16 protein-coding genes are annotated in these 18,009 nt (G+C 58.9%); 6 read left to right on the top strand and 10 right to left on the bottom strand.

The genetic code is table 11. The features are described 5' to 3' along the window. Positions 1-614: 614 nt before the first annotated feature. Both rnt and pyrC read right to left on the bottom strand, forming a co-directional pair. Entirely contained in the window at positions 615-1,286 is a 672-nt protein-coding gene (rnt, locus tag BBG20_RS21155; RefSeq protein WP_010564138.1) for a ribonuclease T, read from the bottom strand. Beyond that, positions 1,283-2,329 carry a dihydroorotase gene (pyrC, locus tag BBG20_RS21150; RefSeq protein ID WP_065906765.1) on the bottom strand — a complete coding sequence of 349 codons (1,047 nt, stop codon included), beginning with the start codon at positions 2,327-2,329 and terminating at the stop codon, positions 1,283-1,285. The genes rnt and pyrC overlap by 4 nt, the downstream gene beginning before the upstream one ends. Before the next feature lie 156 nt (positions 2,330-2,485). On the opposite strand from pyrC, the gene BBG20_RS21145 reads away from it, so the two are divergent. From BBG20_RS21145 to BBG20_RS21135, 3 genes are all read left to right on the top strand, one after another. Further along, complete coding sequence (locus BBG20_RS21145; RefSeq protein WP_065906763.1) at positions 2,486-3,394, top strand: flagellar protein MotY; 909 nt, start codon at positions 2,486-2,488, stop codon at positions 3,392-3,394. A gap of 142 nt (positions 3,395-3,536) precedes the next feature. Continuing rightward, the gene (locus BBG20_RS21140) at positions 3,537-4,754 is read left to right on the top strand and encodes an argininosuccinate synthase (protein ID WP_007938916.1); all 1,218 of its coding nucleotides are present in this window, start codon (positions 3,537-3,539) and stop codon (positions 4,752-4,754) included. Between the two features lie 614 nt (positions 4,755-5,368). Further along, a complete protein-coding gene (locus BBG20_RS21135) occupies positions 5,369-6,001 on the top strand; it encodes a response regulator transcription factor (protein ID WP_017844627.1) in 633 nt (210 codons plus the stop codon). 73 nt (positions 6,002-6,074) lie between these two features. Here the strand turns inward: BBG20_RS21135 and BBG20_RS21130 are convergent, their stop codons facing one another. From BBG20_RS21130 to metG, 4 genes are all read right to left on the bottom strand, one after another. Then, the gene (locus BBG20_RS21130) at positions 6,075-6,257 is read right to left on the bottom strand and encodes a PA3496 family putative envelope integrity protein (RefSeq protein ID WP_028619066.1); all 183 of its coding nucleotides are present in this window, start codon (positions 6,255-6,257) and stop codon (positions 6,075-6,077) included. A 107-nt stretch (positions 6,258-6,364) separates the two neighbouring features. Further along, on the bottom strand, positions 6,365-7,003 hold the full coding sequence (gene nth, locus BBG20_RS21125) for an endonuclease III (RefSeq protein ID WP_065906761.1): 639 nt from the start codon (positions 7,001-7,003) through the stop codon (positions 6,365-6,367). A 128-nt stretch (positions 7,004-7,131) separates the two neighbouring features. Beyond that, positions 7,132-8,295 (bottom strand): electron transport complex subunit RsxB, encoded by a 1,164-nt coding sequence (rsxB, locus tag BBG20_RS21120; protein WP_065906759.1) that lies wholly within the window; start codon positions 8,293-8,295, stop codon positions 7,132-7,134. 444 nt (positions 8,296-8,739) lie between these two features. Continuing rightward, complete coding sequence (gene metG / locus BBG20_RS21115) at positions 8,740-10,791, bottom strand: methionine--tRNA ligase (protein ID WP_065906757.1); 2,052 nt, start codon at positions 10,789-10,791, stop codon at positions 8,740-8,742. Between the two features lie 172 nt (positions 10,792-10,963). On the opposite strand from metG, the gene apbC reads away from it, so the two are divergent. Further along, entirely contained in the window at positions 10,964-12,058 is a 1,095-nt protein-coding gene (gene apbC, locus BBG20_RS21110; RefSeq protein ID WP_065906755.1) for an iron-sulfur cluster carrier protein ApbC, read from the top strand. A 498-nt stretch (positions 12,059-12,556) separates the two neighbouring features. On the opposite strand, the gene fdxA is transcribed toward apbC, so the two are convergent. From fdxA to BBG20_RS21090, 4 genes are all read right to left on the bottom strand, one after another. Next, positions 12,557-12,880 (bottom strand): ferredoxin FdxA, encoded by a 324-nt coding sequence (gene fdxA / locus BBG20_RS21105; RefSeq protein WP_003208688.1) that lies wholly within the window; start codon positions 12,878-12,880, stop codon positions 12,557-12,559. Positions 12,881-13,022: 142 nt separating this feature from the next. Continuing rightward, positions 13,023-15,614 (bottom strand): DNA mismatch repair protein MutS, encoded by a 2,592-nt coding sequence (gene mutS, locus BBG20_RS21100; RefSeq protein WP_065906753.1) that lies wholly within the window; start codon positions 15,612-15,614, stop codon positions 13,023-13,025. A 214-nt stretch (positions 15,615-15,828) separates the two neighbouring features. Next, positions 15,829-16,098 (bottom strand): DUF2388 domain-containing protein, encoded by a 270-nt coding sequence (locus tag BBG20_RS21095; RefSeq protein WP_319025203.1) that lies wholly within the window; start codon positions 16,096-16,098, stop codon positions 15,829-15,831. A gap of 180 nt (positions 16,099-16,278) precedes the next feature. After that, positions 16,279-16,497 (bottom strand): hypothetical protein, encoded by a 219-nt coding sequence (locus BBG20_RS21090; protein ID WP_065906751.1) that lies wholly within the window; start codon positions 16,495-16,497, stop codon positions 16,279-16,281. 339 nt (positions 16,498-16,836) lie between these two features. Between BBG20_RS21090 and BBG20_RS33235 the strand changes: the two genes are divergently transcribed. After that, on the top strand, positions 16,837-17,139 hold the full coding sequence (locus BBG20_RS33235; RefSeq protein ID WP_065899480.1) for an IS3 family transposase: 303 nt from the start codon (positions 16,837-16,839) through the stop codon (positions 17,137-17,139). Then, positions 17,136-17,972, top strand: a complete 837-nt coding sequence (locus BBG20_RS21080) for an IS3 family transposase (RefSeq protein ID WP_065899479.1) — start codon at positions 17,136-17,138, stop codon at positions 17,970-17,972. The genes BBG20_RS33235 and BBG20_RS21080 overlap by 4 nt, the downstream gene beginning before the upstream one ends. The last annotated feature ends 37 nt before the right edge of the window (positions 17,973-18,009 follow it).

Genomic DNA, 18,009 nt, shown 5'->3' with positions numbered 1-18,009 from the left:
GCAAGCCTGCTCACCACAACACAGCAGCCAAATTGCCGCATCAAGGCAAGTAGGCTGTGGTGAGTAGGCTCCCCGTGGGGAACAAGCTTCTTGTATTGAATAGGCTTCGTGCGGGGAACAAGCCTCGTGGTGAGCAGGCTTCTTGTGGCGAGCAGGCTTGCCCTGCGTTGGGCTGCGCAGCGGCGCCAAAACCAGACGCTGCGGTTTACCTGGCAAACCCTGTGTGTGCCAATGGGTCTGCTACGCAGCCCAACGCAGGGCAAGCCTGCTCACCACAACAGAGCAGCCAAATTGCCGCATCAAGGCAAGCAGGCTGTGGTGAGTAGGCTCCCCGTGGGGAACAAGCTTTTTCTAGTGAATAGGCTTCGTGTGGGGAACAAGCCTCTCGTGGTGAGCAGGCCTCTTGTGGCGAGCAGGCTTGCCCTGCGTTGGGCCGCGCAGCGGCCCCAAAACCAGACCCTGCGGTTTACCTGATAAACCCTGTGGGTGTCAATGGGGCTGCTGCGCAGCCCAACGCAGGGCAAGCCTGCTCACCACAACAGCGCAGCCACATTGCTACATCAGGGCAAACCGGCTTGCCACATCAGAGCAAGCAGGGCGCCACAACCGCGCTGTCAGTCGTTGAAGTCTTCCCAACCGCCCATCTGCTTCCAGCGGTTGACGATGCCGCAGAACAGCTCGGCCGTCTTCTCGGTGTCGTAGCGCGCCGAGTGGGCTTCGCGTCCGTCAAAGTCGATACCGGCTGCCTGGCAGGCTTTCGCCAGTACGGTCTGGCCATACGCCAGGCCTGCGAGGGTGGCGGTGTCGAAGCTGGAGAAGGGGTGGAACGGGTTGCGCTTCATATCGAGGCGCGCCACGGCAGCATTCAGGAAACCCAGGTCGAAGCTGCTGTTGTGGCCTACCAGGATTGCGCGTTTGCAGCCATTAGCCTTCAACGCTTTGCGCACGCCACGGAAAATATCGGTCAGCGCCGCTTCTTCACTCACCGCCATGCGCAGTGGGTGATCGAGCTTGATCCCGGTGAATTCCAGGGCTGCTGCTTCGATATTGGCGCCTTCGAACGGCTCGACGCGAAAGAAGTGGGTGTGCTCCGGGAACACAAAACCCTGTTCATCCATGCCGATGGTGGTGGCGGCGATTTCCAGCAAGGCGTCGGTGGCGCAATTGAAACCACCGGTCTCTACGTCGATGACAACCGGCAGATAACCGCGAAACCGCTCGGCCATCGGGTGACGGGAGCCGCCACCACTGTGCTCGTGTTCGTCATCGTAATGGTCTTCACTCACTTGCTTTCCTCCAGCAGGCGCCAGCGCAGTGTTTCACCGGCGCGCAGCGGGATAACAGTCAGCTCGCCAAACGGCAGGCTGGCAGGGGCGGTCCAGTCTTCACGGACCAGGGTAATGCGGTCGGTGTTCGCCGGCAGGCCGTAGAAACGCGGGCCGTTGAGGCTGGCGAAACCTTCGAGCTTGTCCAGGGCGTTGCGTTGTTCAAACGCTTCGGCATACAACTCGATGGCGGCATACGCGGTGTAGCAGCCGGCACAGCCACACGCGGCTTCCTTGGTGTGTTGGGCATGGGGCGCGGAGTCGGTGCCGAGGAAGAACTTCGGATTACCGCTGGTCGCGGCATCCAGCAGGGCGACCTGATGGGTGTTGCGCTTGAGAATCGGCAGGCAATAGAAATGCGGCCGAATCCCGCCCACCAGCATGTGGTTGCGGTTGTAGAGCAGGTGATGCGCAGTGATGGTCGCGCCCACGTTGGCCGAAGCCTCGGTGACGAACTGCACCGCATCGGCCGTGGTGATGTGTTCGAACACCACCTTCAGGGTCGGGAACAGCTCGACCACGCGGCGCATGTGCTCGTCGATGAAGATCTTCTCGCGATCGAACACGTCGACATCACCACGGGTCACTTCGCCGTGGATCAGCAGCGGCATGCCGACATCCGCCATGGCTTCGATGGCCGGCAGGATCTTGTCGATACTGGTCACGCCGGAATCGGAGTTGGTGGTCGCGCCCGCCGGATACAGCTTGGCGGCGTGCACGAAACCGCTGGCCTTGGCCTGGCGAATCTCTTCAGGCTGGGTGCGGTCGGTGAGGTAGAGCACCATCAACGGTTCAAAGCGGCTGCCGGCCGGCCGCGCAGCGAGGATACGCTGGCGATAGGCGTCGGCTTCAGCGGCGTTGCGCACCGGAGGTACCAGGTTGGGCATGATGATGGCGCGGCCAAACGTGCGCGCTACATCGGCCACGGTTTGAGGCAACGCAGCACCATCGCGAAGATGAATATGCCAGTCGTCGGGACGCAGCAGGGTCAGGCGGTCGGACATTGGGGATTCCAGGCGGGTCAATCTGGTGGGAATGCTACCGGAAAAGACTCTTGCAGGCACTCGCTATCAAGTTTTGCCGGATGCAACCGATAGCCCTAGGTATGCCTTAACGATGTATGACGCTTTGAAGTGTTGTAGAAACCAGTGGAGCCTCCCGTGCGCCAGCATTATCTAGCCCTGCTCAGTGTGTTCGCCAGCCTGCCTGCGATGGCCCTCACGTTCCAGACACGTCTGGAGAACATTGAGTGGAAGGTGGAAGGCGATCAGTTCGAGTGCCGCCTGACCCAGCCAATCACTGATTTCGGCTCGGGTGAGTTCGTGCGCCGCGCCGGCGAGCAGGCAACATTTCGTCTGAAAGCCTACAGCGGCGCGCTGGGCGCGGGCTCTGCCACGTTGTTGGCGGCGGCTGCCCCTTGGCAACCGGGCCGGGGCGATATCAACCTCGGCGCGGTGCGGGCAGGCAGTGGCGATGTACTGTTCAACAGCTCTCAGGCCCAGGCCGGGCGCTTGTTCACCGGTTTGCTGGAAGGACGCAGCCCGACCGTGCGGCATTACGGGCGCGAAGGCGGCTATTCGGAAATTCGCCTGTTGCCGGTGAAATTCAACAAGGCCTACAACGACTATCAGTTGTGTACCACCAAGTTGCTGCCGATGAATTACGATCAGGTCAAGCAGACCGAGGTCGGTTTCCCCGGTGGCGGCATCGAGCTGGATGCGGCCGCGAAGAAAAAACTGTCGGTGATTCTTGCGTTCATGAAGGCGGATCCCACCGTCAACCATATCGAGTTGAACGGGCATTCGGACAACAGTGGCAATCGCCTCACCAACCGCGATGTCTCGCGCCGCCGCGCGTTGGCGGTGATGGATTACTTCAAGGCCAATGGCATCCAGGAGTCGCAAATCACCATGCGATTCCACGGCGAAAGCTATCCCTTGGCACCCAACACCAATGCGGCCAACCGGGCGCGCAACCGCCGCGTGAATATTCAGCTGGAGCGCGTGGCCGCTCCCGAGAAACCGGCGCCCCAGGCTACTGCGCCGAGCAACCCGGCACACACGTCATAAAGCCCGGTCCTGTGATGCGACCATCGGTCGCTCACTCGACATAATCTGTCGCTTTATCTTCATTTGCTGTCGCGCCTCTGTAAATTCACGGTTTTGGTCGGTAGAATCGACGGCTTTCCGTACAACCCCGTGGAGTGATGGCATGGCCGACGTAAACAAGGTCGTTCTCGCGTATTCCGGCGGCCTGGACACTTCGGTGATCCTCAAGTGGCTGCAGGATACTTATAACTGTGAAGTGGTGACCTTCACCGCTGACCTGGGTCAGGGCGAAGAGGTCGAACCTGCACGTGCCAAGGCGCAAGCCATGGGCGTGAAAGAGATCTACATTGACGACCTGCGCGAAGAATTCGTCCGCGATTTCGTCTTCCCGATGTTTCGCGCCAACACCGTCTACGAAGGCGAGTACCTGCTGGGTACTTCCATCGCACGTCCGCTGATCGCCAAGCGCCTGATTGAAATCGCCAACGAAACCGGCGCCGACGCCATTTCCCATGGCGCTACCGGCAAGGGCAACGACCAGGTGCGCTTCGAATTGGGCGCCTACGCCCTCAAGCCAGGCGTCAAAGTGATTGCCCCTTGGCGTGAGTGGGACCTGCTGTCGCGTGAAAAGCTGATGGATTACGCTGAAAAGCATGCGATCCCGATCGAGCGTCACGGCAAGAAGAAGTCCCCGTACTCGATGGATGCCAACCTGCTGCACATCTCCTATGAAGGCGGCGTGCTGGAAGACACCTGGACCGAGCACGAAGAAGACATGTGGCGTTGGACCGTCTCCCCGGAGAACGCACCTGACAAGCCGCAATACCTGGAACTGACCTACCGCAACGGCGACATCGTCGCACTGGACGGCGTCGAAATGACCCCGGCCACCGTGCTGGCGACCTTGAACCGTATCGGTGGTGAACACGGTATCGGCCGTCTCGACATCGTCGAGAACCGCTACGTGGGCATGAAGTCCCGTGGCTGCTACGAAACTCCAGGCGGCACCATCATGCTGCGCGCCCACCGCGCCATTGAGTCGATCACCCTGGACCGCGAAGTGGCTCACCTCAAAGACGAGCTGATGCCCAAGTACGCCAGCCTGATCTACACCGGCTACTGGTGGAGCCCAGAGCGTTTGATGCTGCAGCAGATGATCGACGCTTCCCAGGCCCACGTGAATGGTGTGGTGCGCCTGAAGCTGTACAAGGGCAACGTGATCGTCACCGGGCGCAAGTCCGATGAGTCGCTGTTCGATGCCAATATCGCCACCTTCGAAGAAGATGGCGGCGCCTACAACCAGGCGGACGCTGCGGGCTTCATCAAGTTGAACGCACTGCGCATGCGCATTGCGGCCAACAAGGGTCGCAAGTTGTTCTGAGTGTCAGACGCGTTGTGAGAATGGCCCCTTTATCAAGGGGCCATTTTTTTTGCCTGTCGATTAAGCAACACAGTCTCATGTTTATAAATGTTTAAAGTTGCCGAGCTGATAAGGGTTAAAAGTTTCAATCCTGAACATTTATTGTCGATTCTTGGAGGGGGCGAATTATTTACATCTGACTAGGAACTATGTCTTACAGAAAATTCACACATGTAAGTGTGTTTTGACTAAGCGTTTATGAAAGTTCTGTAGGAGATTTTGAGTGTAAATGGATATGTCAAATGGAACTGAGGGCGTCGGCCGCTTTTCGCCGGCCCGCTTATGCCTACGCCCCAAGCAAGGGATGTTTCCTGAAGGTTGCGTACGCCGCGTTTACCCCAACCCCCTTATTGGTTGGATATTTCATTCAAAATATGTGCGACCCAGGAAAGGTCTGAAAGGCCACATAAATCTCGACACATCCGAGTTGGCGTTTTTTTGTAGGTTAATTCCGAAGTGGTTGTGGGTTGGGTCTCTGGTTGCTCTAACTTGGGGGTGAATGCTATGCCAACTAGGAAACGACTAGGCTATTGTGTTTGCTCTGAATAATTCGAACAGCGAAATTGGACTTTCTCATGAATAAAGTGCTGATCGTGGATGATCATCCCGTCATTCGTCTTGCTGTGCGTATGCTAATGGAGCGTCATGGTTATGAGGTCGTTGCCGAGACCGATAACGGTGTCGATGCGTTGCAACTTGCGCGCGAGCATATGCCGGACATTGTCATACTGGATATTGGAATTCCCAAGCTCGACGGCCTGGAAGTCATTTGCCGACTGTCGTCCACCAAGCAGGCCACACCGTTCAAGGTGCTGGTGCTGACGTCGCAGGCCCCCGGCCATTTCTCGATGCGCTGCATGCAGGCGGGGGCTGCCGGCTATGTGTGCAAGCAGCAGGATCTGACCGAGTTGCTGAGTGCCATAAAAGCGGTGCTCTCGGGCTACAGCTATTTCCCCAACCAGGCGCTGAACTCGGTGCGCTCCACCATGGGCAACGCCAGCGAGGCTGACATGGTTGAGCGCCTTTCCGGTCGCGAGATGATGGTGTTGCAACAGTTGGCCCGAGGCAAAACCAACAAGGAGATCGCTGACGGCATGTTCCTCAGCAACAAGACCGTCAGCACCTACAAGACACGCTTGCTGCTCAAACTCAATGCACGGTCGCTGGTGGACCTGATCGAGTTGGCCCAACGCAACGGTCTGGTATAGGGCCGCTGTCAATCCAGGTGTGCCGGCACAAAAAAGCCTCCGTAAAGGAGGCTTCCGGCCGTTACAGGCTCTATCAGAGGTCGAAGTCGTAGTCGGCCAACTGTTTTTGCAAGCGTCGCTCTTCCAGAAGATTGTCGATGGTGCGGCGTTTGCTCAGATTGGTCTTGGCCACCTCTGCCACAGGTGCTTCTGCCCCATCGTCATCCGACTCAACGAGGTCGTCTTCCACTTCCAGTTGTTCTTTGCCAGTGCTCATAAGGTTAACTCCGGGCTAAGACTGCCGTTGGCGCTCCTTATAACGATATTCCATGAGCGGGTAAAAAAGATTTTTTCAATCGACTGATCGAGAAAATCAATGATTGCTCAATCGTCGGAGGTTTTTTCCTTGTATTCGCACAGGTCTTCGATCCGACAGCTGCCGCAGCGAGGCTTGCGCGCCTGGCAAACGTAGCGCCCATGCAGGATCAGCCAGTGATGGGAGTCGAGCAGATAGGGCTTGGGGACAAATTTCATCAACTGCTTTTCGACTTCCACCACATTCTTGCCACGGGCAATCCCGGTCCGGTTGCTGACCCGAAATATATGCGTGTCCACGGCCATGGTCAGTTGTCGGAACGCGGTGTTGAGCACCACGTTGGCGGTTTTACGGCCCACTCCCGGCAGCGCTTCAAGGGCTTCGCGGGTTTGCGGTACTTCGCTGCCGTGCAGTTCGACCAGCAGGCGGCAGGTTTCGATCACGTTCTTGGCCTTGCTGTTGTACAGGCCAATCGTCTTGATGTATTCCGATAACCCTTCCACTCCTAGGGCGTAGATCGCCTCGGGTGTGTTCGCCACCGGATACAGCTTTGCCGTAGCCTTGTTGACGCCAACGTCCGTGGATTGGGCCGAGAGGATCACCGCAATCAGCAACTCGAACGGCGTGGTGTAGGCCAGCTCGGTCTTGGGTTCCGGATTGTCTTCGTGAAGCCTGCGGAAAATTTCCAGGCGTTTTGCGGCGTTCATGGGGCGGTGGGTTCCTTGCAAACGGTCGACATCAGTATGAAAAGTGGATCCAGGCTTCGGGCCCGCGGGCGATGACCCGAGCAGGATAAACCATCGCCACGGCGCACGGCAGCGTCGCCTGCAGTGGGTCAAGCGCCGACGTGAGTGTCCACCCGCTGCTGCGCTTGCTCCAGCGCGTGTTCTGCGGCTTTGAGTTGATCCGCACTGACGCCTGGTTGGCGTTGTAGCTTGGCAACATCGGCTCGAGCATAGGCCAGCGCCGTTTTCAGCTGCCGCAGTTGGGCGTCGATCGGACGCTTTTCCACGCGCTGTAAATCGGGCCGGGGCTGCTCACTGTCAATCTCGGCGTCATGCAAGGCTTGCTCGGCGCTGGACAGCGCAGCGCTCAAGGTCGCCAGCTGCTGCTCGTCAGCGTTCAGGTCCTGAGCTTTTTTCAATTCGGCGCGGCGCATCGCCAATTGGATTTTTGCGCGTTTGAGCGCAGGGTCTTTTTGCGCGGGCGGCGCCGCTCGCTCGGTGACCTCCAGGGCCGCCAGCGCCTGCTCCGCCGCTTCGAACTGCTGCTGCAGGACGATCAATTGCGACTGCTGCTCAAAGGTCGGCGGATGGCCGAATGCCTTCAAGGATTTGTGCAGTTGCGCGCGGCTCATGGCGAGCGTGATCTTGGCCTTCTTGATCGCGGCGTCTTGTGCTGCCTGAGCGGCATCGGGTGGCGTGGGGACCTCTGGTGCGGCGCGCTTGGCCCGTGCCAGGCGTTCAGCGAGCTTGATGGCTTCTTCCCGTTGCAGGCGTGCGTTGCGCTGTTCAAAGCGCCGCCGCGCGCGATCGCGTTTCAGGCCGCGTTCATGACGCTGGGACTCATTGGTCGCCAAGCCGCCCACAATCGGCAACACGCTGGCCGTTGGGCGCATCTCAATGCAATCGACAGGGCAGGGCGCGACACACAGGTCGCAACCGGTGCACTCATCGACGATAACGGTGTGCATCAACTTGGCGGCGCCGACAATCGCGTCCACCGGGCAGGCCTGGATGCATTTGGTGCAGCCGATGCATTCGGCCTCGCGGATATAGGCAACCTGGGCCGGGGCTTCGCCGCGGCTGGTGTCCAGCTCCAGCGCTGGCACACGCAGCAAGAGCGCCAGGCCGGCGATGGTTTCCTGCCCACCGGGCGGACATTTGTTGATCGCCTCACCACGCGCGATGCCCTCGGCGTAAGGCTTGCAACCCGGGTGCCCGCACTTGCCGCATTGGGTTTGCGGCAGCAGCGCGTCGATACGTTGAATCAGATTCATGGAGTAATCATTGGCATGCCGGTTGGACAAACAGAGCGTTTAGATACAAGCCACAAGCCACAAGCCACAAGCTACAAGCTACAAGCTACAAGCTACAAGCTACGAGCTGGCTCTTAGCTCTTAGCTCTTAGCTCTTAGCTCTTAGCTCTTAGCTCTTAGCTCTTAGCTCTTAGCTCTTAGCTCTTAGCTCTTAGCTCTTAGCTTGAAGCTTGCAGCTTGTGGCTTAAAGCTTATGGAGGGCTGTTGTGGTGAGCGGGCTTGCCCCGCGTTGGGCTGCGAAGCAGCCCCATCAGGGCCGCCGCATTCCTACAGACAGAATTGGGTGCCTGGTTCAGGGCCGCTACGCGCCCCAACGCGGGGCAAGCCCGCTCACCACAACAAGCCCGGCTAATCACAACAAGCCTGGCCAACCACACCAGGCCCGCTCACTAAAGGCCTAGACGCTTACTTGATACGCTGGCCTGGCTTGGCGCCGCTGTCAGGGCTCAGCAGGTAGATCTCTTCGCCGCCAGGGCCGGCTGCCATCACCATGCCTTCAGAGATGCCGAACTTCATTTTCCGTGGCTTGAGGTTGGCGATCATCATGGTCAGGCGACCATCGAGCTTCGACGGGTCTGGATAAGCGCTCTTGATCCCGGAGAATACGTTGCGTCGCTCGTCACCGATATCCAGGGTCAGGCGCAGCAGTTTGTCGGCCCCTTCCACGGCTTCGGCCTTGACGATCAGGGCAACACGCAGGTCCACAGCGGCAAAGGCGTCGAAATCGATCTCCGGGGAGAGCGGGTCCTTGGCCAGTTCGCCGTTGCCGGCCGGAGCCGATTCGCCGGTGTCGGTCTGGCTGGCGACCAGGTCTTCCTTGGACGCGTCGGTCATGGCCTGCACCTTGACCGGGTCGATACGGGTCATCAGCGGCTTGAACTCGTTCAACTGATGGTTGCTGAGCAAGGTGGCGTGGTCGTTCCAGGTCAGTGGTGCGACATTGAGGAACGCCTCGGCGTCGGCGGCCAGCAATGGCAGGACCGGCTTGAGGAAGATCACCAACTGGCGGAACAGGTTGACGCCTGTGGCGCAGATCGCCTGGACTTCAGCCTGCTTGCCTTCCTGCTTGTTCAGCGACCACGGCGCCTTGTCGGCAATCCAGGCGTTGGCGCGGTCGGCCAGGCCCATGATTTCGCGCATGGCGCGGGCAAAGTCGCGCGCCTCGTAGGCGTCGGCGATGCTGGGCGCAGCCGCCAGGAACGCTTCGGTCAGTTCCGGCGCGGCGTTGTCGGCCACCAGCAGACCGGCGTTGCCCTTGTGGATAAAACCGGCGCAACGGCTGGCGATGTTGACGACTTTGCCCACGAGGTCCGAGTTGACCTTCTGTACGAAGTCTTCCAGGTTCAGGTCCAGGTCGTCGACGCCACGGCCCAGCTTGGAGGCGTAGTAGTAACGCAGGTATTCCGGCGACAGGTGGTCCAGGTAGGTGCGCGCCTTGATAAAGGTGCCACGGGACTTGGACATCTTCTGGCCGTTGACGGTCAGGTAGCCGTGCACGGCGATGCCGGTTGGCTTGCGGTAGCCCGAACCTTCGAGCATGGCTGGCCAGAACAGCGCGTGGAAATTGACGATGTCCTTGCCGATGAAGTGGTACAGCTCGGCCGTGGAATCCTTGTTCCAGAACGCATCGAAGTCCAGCTCCGGTGTACGGTCGCAGAGGTTCTTGAAGCTGGCCATGTAGCCGATCGGCGCGTCCAGCCACACGTAGAAATACTTGCCCGGCTCACCGGGGATCTCGAAGCCGAAGTACGGCGCATCGCGGGAGATGTCCCACTGTTGCAGGCCGGCATCCAGCCATTCGGCGATCTTGTTCGCCACGGCATCCTGCAGGGTGCCGCTGCGGGTCCAGGTTTGCAGCATCTGCTGGAAATCCGGGAGCTTGAAGAAGAAGTGCTGGGAGTCCTTGAGTACCGGGGTGGCGCCGGAGATGGCCGACTTCGGATCCTTCAAGTCGGTCGGTGCGTAGGTGGCACCGCATTTCTCGCAGTTGTCGCCGTACTGGTCTTCGGTGCCGCATTTCGGGCAGGTGCCCTTGATGAAGCGGTCGGCCAGGAACATTTTCTTTTCCGGGTCGAAATACTGCGTGATCGAGCGCGTGGCAATGTGCCCGGCATCTTTCAAGCGCAGGTAGATCTGGCTCGACAGCTCGCGGTTTTCTTCGGAGTGGGTCGAGTGAAAGTTGTCGAAATCAACCAGGAACTCGGCAAAGTCGGCGCTGTGTTCAGCCTGCACATTGGCGATCAGTTGTTCCGGGGTGATCCCTTCCTTTTCGGCGCGCAGCATGATGGCCGAACCGTGGGCGTCGTCCGCGCAGACATAAATGCATTGATTGCCGCGATGCTTCTGGAAGCGCACCCACATATCGGTCTGGATGTACTCAAGCATATGGCCAAGATGGATGGAACCATTGGCATAGGGCAGGGCGCTGGTGACGAGGATCTTGCGTGGCTCGGACATGGGGCTCGGCTACTTGATGAAACGGAGGTCGGCCACTATAAAGCGCCGGGAAATTTATTTCACCCCGTGCTGCTGTTTCAGAATCTTCCTTGCCCGCGAAAGCATGCCGCAACGACGCTGGAACGGTTAGGATAGCCGCCTGTTTCAGTCAGTCTTTTTTCGGGAGTTGCCCATGAGCGCCGTCAATCGCGCAGCGGTGGAAGCCGTTCTTCGCCAGTACACCGACCCCTATTTGAACCAGGACCCGGTCAGTGCCGGCTGTGTACGCGCCATCGAGGTCCAGGGGGGCCAGGTGTCCGTCCAGATGGAGCTGGGCTATGCCGCCGGGCTGTTCAAGAGCGGCTGGGCGCAGATGCTGCAAATGGCCATTGAAGGCCTCGACGGCGTGAGTTCGGCCAAGGTCGACATCCAATGCGTGATCGCCCCGCACAAGGCCCAGGCACAGATCCCGGGCCTGGCCAACGTCAAGAACGTGGTGGCGGTGGCATCCGGCAAGGGCGGCGTGGGCAAATCCACCACCGCCGCCAACCTGGCCCTGGCGCTGGCCCGGGAAGGCGCGCGCGTGGGTATCCTCGACGCGGATATCTACGGCCCCAGCCAGGGCGTGATGTTCGGCATTGCCGAAGGCACGCGGCCCAAGGTCAAGGATCAGAAGTGGTTTGTGCCGATCGAGTCGCTGGGCGTCGAAGTAATGTCCATGGCCTTCCTTACCGATGACAACACGCCGATGGTCTGGCGTGGGCCGATGGTCTCCGGCGCGCTGCTGCAGTTGGTCACGCAGACCGCCTGGGGCGACCTGGATTACCTGGTGATCGATATGCCACCAGGCACCGGTGATATCCAGCTGACCCTGGCGCAGAAAGTCCCGGTGGCCGGCTCGGTGATCGTCACCACGCCTCAGGACCTGGCGCTGCTCGACGCGAAAAAAGGCGTAGAGATGTTCCGCAAGGTCAACATCCCGGTGCTGGGCGTCGTGGAAAACATGGCGGTACATATCTGTTCCAACTGCGGGCACGCCGAGCATTTGTTCGGCGAGGGCGGTGGCGAGAAACTGGCCACCCAGTACGGCGTCGAGCTGCTGGCCTCGTTGCCGCTGTCGATGGTGATTCGTGAGCAGGCCGACGGCGGCAAACCGACCGTGGCCGCCGAGCCGGACGGCCAGATCGCCATGATCTACCAGGAACTGGCCCGCCATGTAGGCGCGCGGATCGTCCTTCAGGAAGCGGCGGCGCCGGCAATGCCGACGATAACGGTCAGCGACGACTGAGCGGATTGAAAGGAAAAAGCCTCGACGGTGTCGGGGCTTTTTCTTGCCTGCAAATCACCCCAAGGTCTCCAATGACACTTTTTCGCAATTGCGCTTGTAAGCATTCACTTACTTTTTCGTAAGTGTTTGGGTTTTTTCCTGGGGGGTAGAGGTCTCGAGTGCTCGAAAGATTTTTCTATCTTGTTGAAATATAACAACTATTTATGTGGGTATTAGCGTTGGCATCTGTCAGTCGGCTCGTTGCATCCCGTTGAACTTCCCAGGGAACTCTCTAACATCAGCCCTGTGTCCACGGATTGACACAGCCATCAAGGAACGATGGTTTGAGGGAACGTCGCAGGATGCGATTCATCAGGACGATGAAAAGGAATACAGGGACTAGGGAAAAAATGTGGGCGGGTCATACCGCCCCTTTTTTTTGCCTGCAGGAAAGTGAATCCCGTCATCCAGAAACGCAAAAAGGCCCGCAAGGGGCCTTTTTAGAGGGCGGCGACGCTATCAGCGTTCGAGGTCCGCAATCTTACCTTTCTTGCCATCCCACTCTGCCGCATCCGGCATCGGGTCTTTACGTTCGGTGATATTCGGCCAGATTTCCGCCAGCTCGACGTTCAACTGAATAAATTCCTGCATCTCTGCCGGGACTTCGTCCTCGGAGAAAATGGCGACGGCCGGGCATTCAGGTTCACACAGGGCGCAGTCAATGCACTCGTCCGGGTGGATGACCAGGAAGTTCGGGCCTTCGTAGAAGCAGTCCACCGGACACACTTCTACGCAGTCGGTGTACTTGCACTTGATGCAGTTGTCGGTGACGACGAAGGTCATTTCTAATTTTCTCCTCAGGCGGCGGCAGCGAAACCCTTTGTGGCAGGGCTCGCGAGGTTCGGGAGCGATAGTCTGCGGACCAGGCTAAAAGCCCGCAGCATCCCAAACCGCGCGAGAGTCTACCAGCTTGCAAGCGTCTGCGTTATATCCGAGTCTTAAGTGCATATAACATTTCGAGCGCTTTTCGCGGCGTCAAGTCATCCAGGTCAAGTTTAGCCAGCTCGTCCAGCACTGGGTGGGGCAGGCTGGCAAACAGATCGCTCTGGTGGGGCGCGCTGGCTTTTTTGCTGGCTTTGGCCGGGCTTGCCACCGGAAGCTCGTGGGGCAGTGCGGTTTCTTCCAGGCGGCTCAGGTGCTCGCGGGCACGGGTGATCACCTCCGTGGGAACACCGGCCAGTTGCGCTACGGCCAGGCCGTAACTCTGGCTCGCCGGCCCAGGCAGCACGTGGTGCAGGAACACGATGCGCTCGTTGTGCTCGGTGGCATTAAGGTGCACGTTGGCCACCAGCGGCTCGTTTTCCGGCAGCACGGTCAGCTCGAAATAGTGCGTGGCAAACAGGGTATAGGCGCGCAGATGCGCCAAACGCTCGGCTGCAGCCCAGGCCAGGGACAGGCCGTCGAAGGTGCTGGTGCCGCGACCCACTTCGTCCATCAGCACCAGGCTGCGTTCGGTGGCGTTGTGCAGGATGTTGGCGGTCTCGCTCATTTCCACCATAAAGGTCGAACGGCCACCGGCCAGGTCATCGCTGGAGCCAATCCGCGTGAAGATGCGGTCCACCAGCGACAATTCGCAACTGGCCGCCGGCACAAAGCTGCCGATGTGTGCGAGCAGCACGATCAAAGCGGTCTGACGCATGTAGGTGGATTTACCGCCCATGTTCGGACCCGTGATCACCAGCATGCGGGTATCGTCATCCAGCGACAGGTCGTTGGCGACGAATGGCGTGGTCAATACCTGCTCTACAACCGGGTGGCGACCTTGCACGATGCGCATGCAGGGCTCGCTGACAAAACGCGGGCAGTTCAGGTCGAGGTTCAGCGCGCGTTCGGCGAGGTTGCTCAGTACGTCCAGTTCCGCCAGGGCGGCTGCCGTGTCCTGCAGCGGCGCCAGTTGGCTGATCAGGTCTTCAAGCAGGTTTTCATAGAGCATCTTTTCCCGAGCCAGGGCGCGGCTCTTGGCCGAAAGTGCCTTGTCTTCGAATTCTTTCAGCTCAGGGGTGATAAAGCGCTCGGCACCTTTGAGAGTCTGGCGGCGCTGGTAGTCGATCGGCGCCGACTCGGCCTGCTTGCTTGGCAACTCGATAAAGTAGCCATGCACGCGGTTGTAGCCGACTTTAAGGTTGGCCAGGCCAGTGCGCGCCTTTTCGCGGGCTTCCAGGTCGATCAGGAATTGCCCGGCGTTTTCGCTCAGGGCCTGGAGTTCGTCCAGCTCGCTGTCGTAACCGGTCTTCAATACGCCGCCGTCACGGATGATTGCCGGTGGGTTGTCGATGATCGCCTTTTCCAGCAACGCCGCCAGTTCCGGGTAGGTGCCGGCGGTGACGGCCAGTTGCTGCAGGTGCGGCGTGTCCAATTCGGTCATCGCCGCTTGCAACTGCGGCAGGGCGCCGAGTGCATCGCGCAGGCGCGCCAGGTCACGCGGCCGCGCGTTGCGCAGGCCGATCCGTGCCAGGATGCGTTCGATATCGCCAATTTCCTTCAGCTGTGGCTGCAGTTTTTCAAAGCGATAGCGGTCGAGCAGGCAGGTAATAGAGGTCTGGCGAGCTTGCAGCACGCTCAAATCGCGCAGCGGACGGTTCAGCCAACGGGTCAGCAAGCGGCTGCCCATGGCGGTCTGGCAACGGTCGACCACCGACTGCAGGGTGTTATCACGCCCGCCTGACAGGTTGGTGTCCAGTTCCAGGTTGCGACGGCTCGCGCCATCGAGCACCACGGTGTCGTCCAGACGCTCATGACGCAGGCTGCGCAAGTGCGGCAGGGCGGTGCGCTGGGTTTCCTTGGCATAACTGAGCAGGCAACCGGCAGCGCCGATAGCCAGGGTCAGGGTTTCGCAACCGAAACCCTTGAGGTCCTGCACCGAGAACTGCTGGCACAGACTTTTCAGCGCCGAATCCCGCTCGAAATCCCACGGCGCACGGCGTTTTGTCCCACGGCGTTTTTCTGCGGGCAGATCCTTCGGCCAATCATCCGGGATCAACAGCTCCACCGGGTTGATACGCTCCAACTCCGCCAGCAGGTTCTCCCAACCCTTGATCTCCAGCACGCTGAAGTTGCCGCTGGTGATGTCCAGTACCGACAGGCCGAACAGACGCTCGTCGCCCAATACCGCCGCGATCAGGTTGTCGCGACGCTCATCCAGCAGCGCCTCATCACTCACCGTCCCCGGCGTGATAATGCGCACCACCTGGCGTTCGACCGGGCCTTTACTCGTCGCGGGATCGCCGATCTGCTCACAGATCACCACCGACTCGCCCAGCTTCACTAGCTTGACCAGGTAGCCTTCCAACGAGTGGTAAGGAATCCCGCACATCGGAATCGACTGCCCCGCCGACTGCCCACGCGCAGTCAGGGTGATATCCAGCAGCTTGGCCGCCTTCTTCGCGTCTTCGTAGAAGATTTCGTAGAAGTCGCCCATGCGATAGAACATCAACTGATCAGGGTGCTGGTTTTTCAGGCGCCAGTACTGCTGCATCATCGGGGTGTGGGAGGACAGATCGGACGTGTTTTTACTCATTGGGTCGTAGGCAAATTCGTTGAAAGTGATGGGGCAAAGGGGGCGCTTGGCCCAGCATTTTTTGCGATGGGCGCAAGGTTAACACGCGAGGTCGGCCCTTCGCAGGATGCAAACGGCTAGGGAAAACGCAAAGGGGGCGGTGCATTTACTTAAATGCGCAAGGCTTATTGCACGCAAGCAACGCTGTTGGCGCGCAATGGAGAAAGTCTTCTTATCAGTACGCTGACACGATTGCCTTGGCCAGTTGCATGTCGGACATAAGAGGCGCGGCGTAGGTCGAGCGATAGTACCGAGATGCCTGTTCAAAATCGGCACCGCGGATCTCTCCGTCCGAACCGATAAAAGCAAGGGCATCGGTTTTGGAGGATGTGAAAAGCTTTGGCGCATCGGTCGTGAGAGAGGTAGTCCCCGCAACCAGGATGGTTGGCACGAACGTCGAGTACATCAGCGCTTTATCGAAAGGGTTGGCATTTTCAGCGGCCACTGCTGGGGCGCCGATCAATACCGTGACAGCGATTGCCAGAGTCTTTCATGAGTCCATTCTTCGAAGCTTCCATTTCTATAAGAGGGGCGCACGATAGCAGCGCTGGTGACTTTGCAGATATAAGGCGCCGTCGACGCTGGGGGATTGCCGTGCTTGACGCCGGGGTCTTTAGCTCTCGACTCATCCGTTCGCCCCATAGAAATGGTTCAGCACTATCAATTCAATCACCGCGACGAAACAGCACAGCACAATGAATCCGAGGCTGAAGACCCGCTTGCGATTAGAGCCCCCGTCGCCCAGCGAGCTTAGGTCTGCGCCGTCGGAAATCAACATTAGAATCGCCAGCACGGCGTATATCCACGCCTTGCCCCAGAAGCTCTGATTTCTCCATTCGGTCATTTGTGGTCTTGCGCATACCGCTTTAAATTGAGGTGAATGGGCGTTGGCGACAAGGTTAGCACGCAAGGTCGGGGGCTTCGCGGGTCATAAACGGATAGGCAGACCGTAAAACTGGGGCGACTTTTTTGTCCCTTAGCCCATCCTTGATCAACGCTTCATTGCGTTGCACTGAGTGCGCAAATCGCTATTGCTGATGTTTTCGCAGCTGGCGCCACTTTGTTTGGCATTGCAAAGGGCGCGTTGATCGCTGTCGCTTATGGCGGAGCAATGAACTGGCCTAATGATTTTGGACACCTCAATCGGGCGCTATGATGGCGTCCAAATCTGAGGTGTTTGGATATGCGTAAATCTTATTCATGTGAGTTCAAACTCAAGGCTGCCAGCATGGTGCTGGACGAGGGGCAGTCGGTTCCCGAGGTCTGTGCCAGCTTGGATATTGGCCCTACGGCCTTGCGCCGCTGGGTCGATCAAGTTCGCAAGGAACGCTTGGGCTCGACTCCGGTGGGAGCCAAGGCGATTACCGCGGATCAGCGAGAGATCCAGGAACTTAAAGCCTTGCTCAGGCAAAGAGACCGGGATATCGAAATCCTAAAAAAGGCCAGTGCTCTCCTGCTTTTGGACGCCAAAGATCACTCTCGTTGATCTGTGAGCTGGGCGAGCAGTACGGCGTTAACGATTGCTGTCGTGTGTTCGGAATAAACCGCAGTAGCTTTTACGCATGGCGTCAGCGCCAAGGCAAGGTGAGCCCTAAGCGAGAGAAACTCAAGGCTATGCTGGTCAAGCACCACAGGGCGTCGAGAGAGTCTGCGGGCGCTCGTACCTTGGCTAAACAGCTGCAAGCCGGCGGGCATGATGTCGGGCGGTTCATGGCTCGCAGCTTGATGCGAGAAGCAGGCATTGTCAGCCGTCAACGCCGGCGCCATAAGTACAAGTCACCTGGCGTGGAGGCTTTGGTGGCACCGCATGTGCTCAAACGCAAGTTTGATGTTGCGACGGTCAATCAGGTGTGGTGTGGGGACGTGACGTACATCAAAGTCGGCAAGCGTTGGCTGTATTTTGCGGCGGTTCTGGACTTGTTCGCTCGCCGGATTGTGGGCTGGTCGTTTTCGATGATCTCTGATGCCACGCTGACCTGCGAAGCCCTGCGCATGGCGATTGAACTGCGCGGTCGCCCAAAAGACGTACTGTTTCACTCCGACCAAGGTTGCCAGTACACCAGCCATAAATTCAGAAATGAACTGCTGGAACATGGACTCCGACAAAGCATGAGCCGTAAAGGCGAATGCTGGGATAACGCTCCGATGGAGCGTTTCTTTGGAAGTTTGAAATCAGAGTGGGTGCCAGAAGCAGGCTACGGGTCGGAACATGAGGCCCGAGCGGATGTGCAGCGCTATGTATCGCGCTACAACATCACCAGGCCGCATAGCTACAACGACTATCGGTCACCAGTCGCCAGGGAGAAGCTGGTGGCGTGAAACCTTAATCGGTGTCCAAGATTACTTGACCAGTTCA

Source organism: Pseudomonas aylmerensis, from assembly GCF_001702265.1.
In the GTDB taxonomy this organism is placed as follows: Bacteria; Pseudomonadota; Gammaproteobacteria; order Pseudomonadales; family Pseudomonadaceae; genus Aquipseudomonas; species Aquipseudomonas aylmerensis.
The sequence above is the reverse complement of the archived record's forward strand: the minus strand, read 5'-3'. Positions and strand labels throughout refer to the sequence as shown.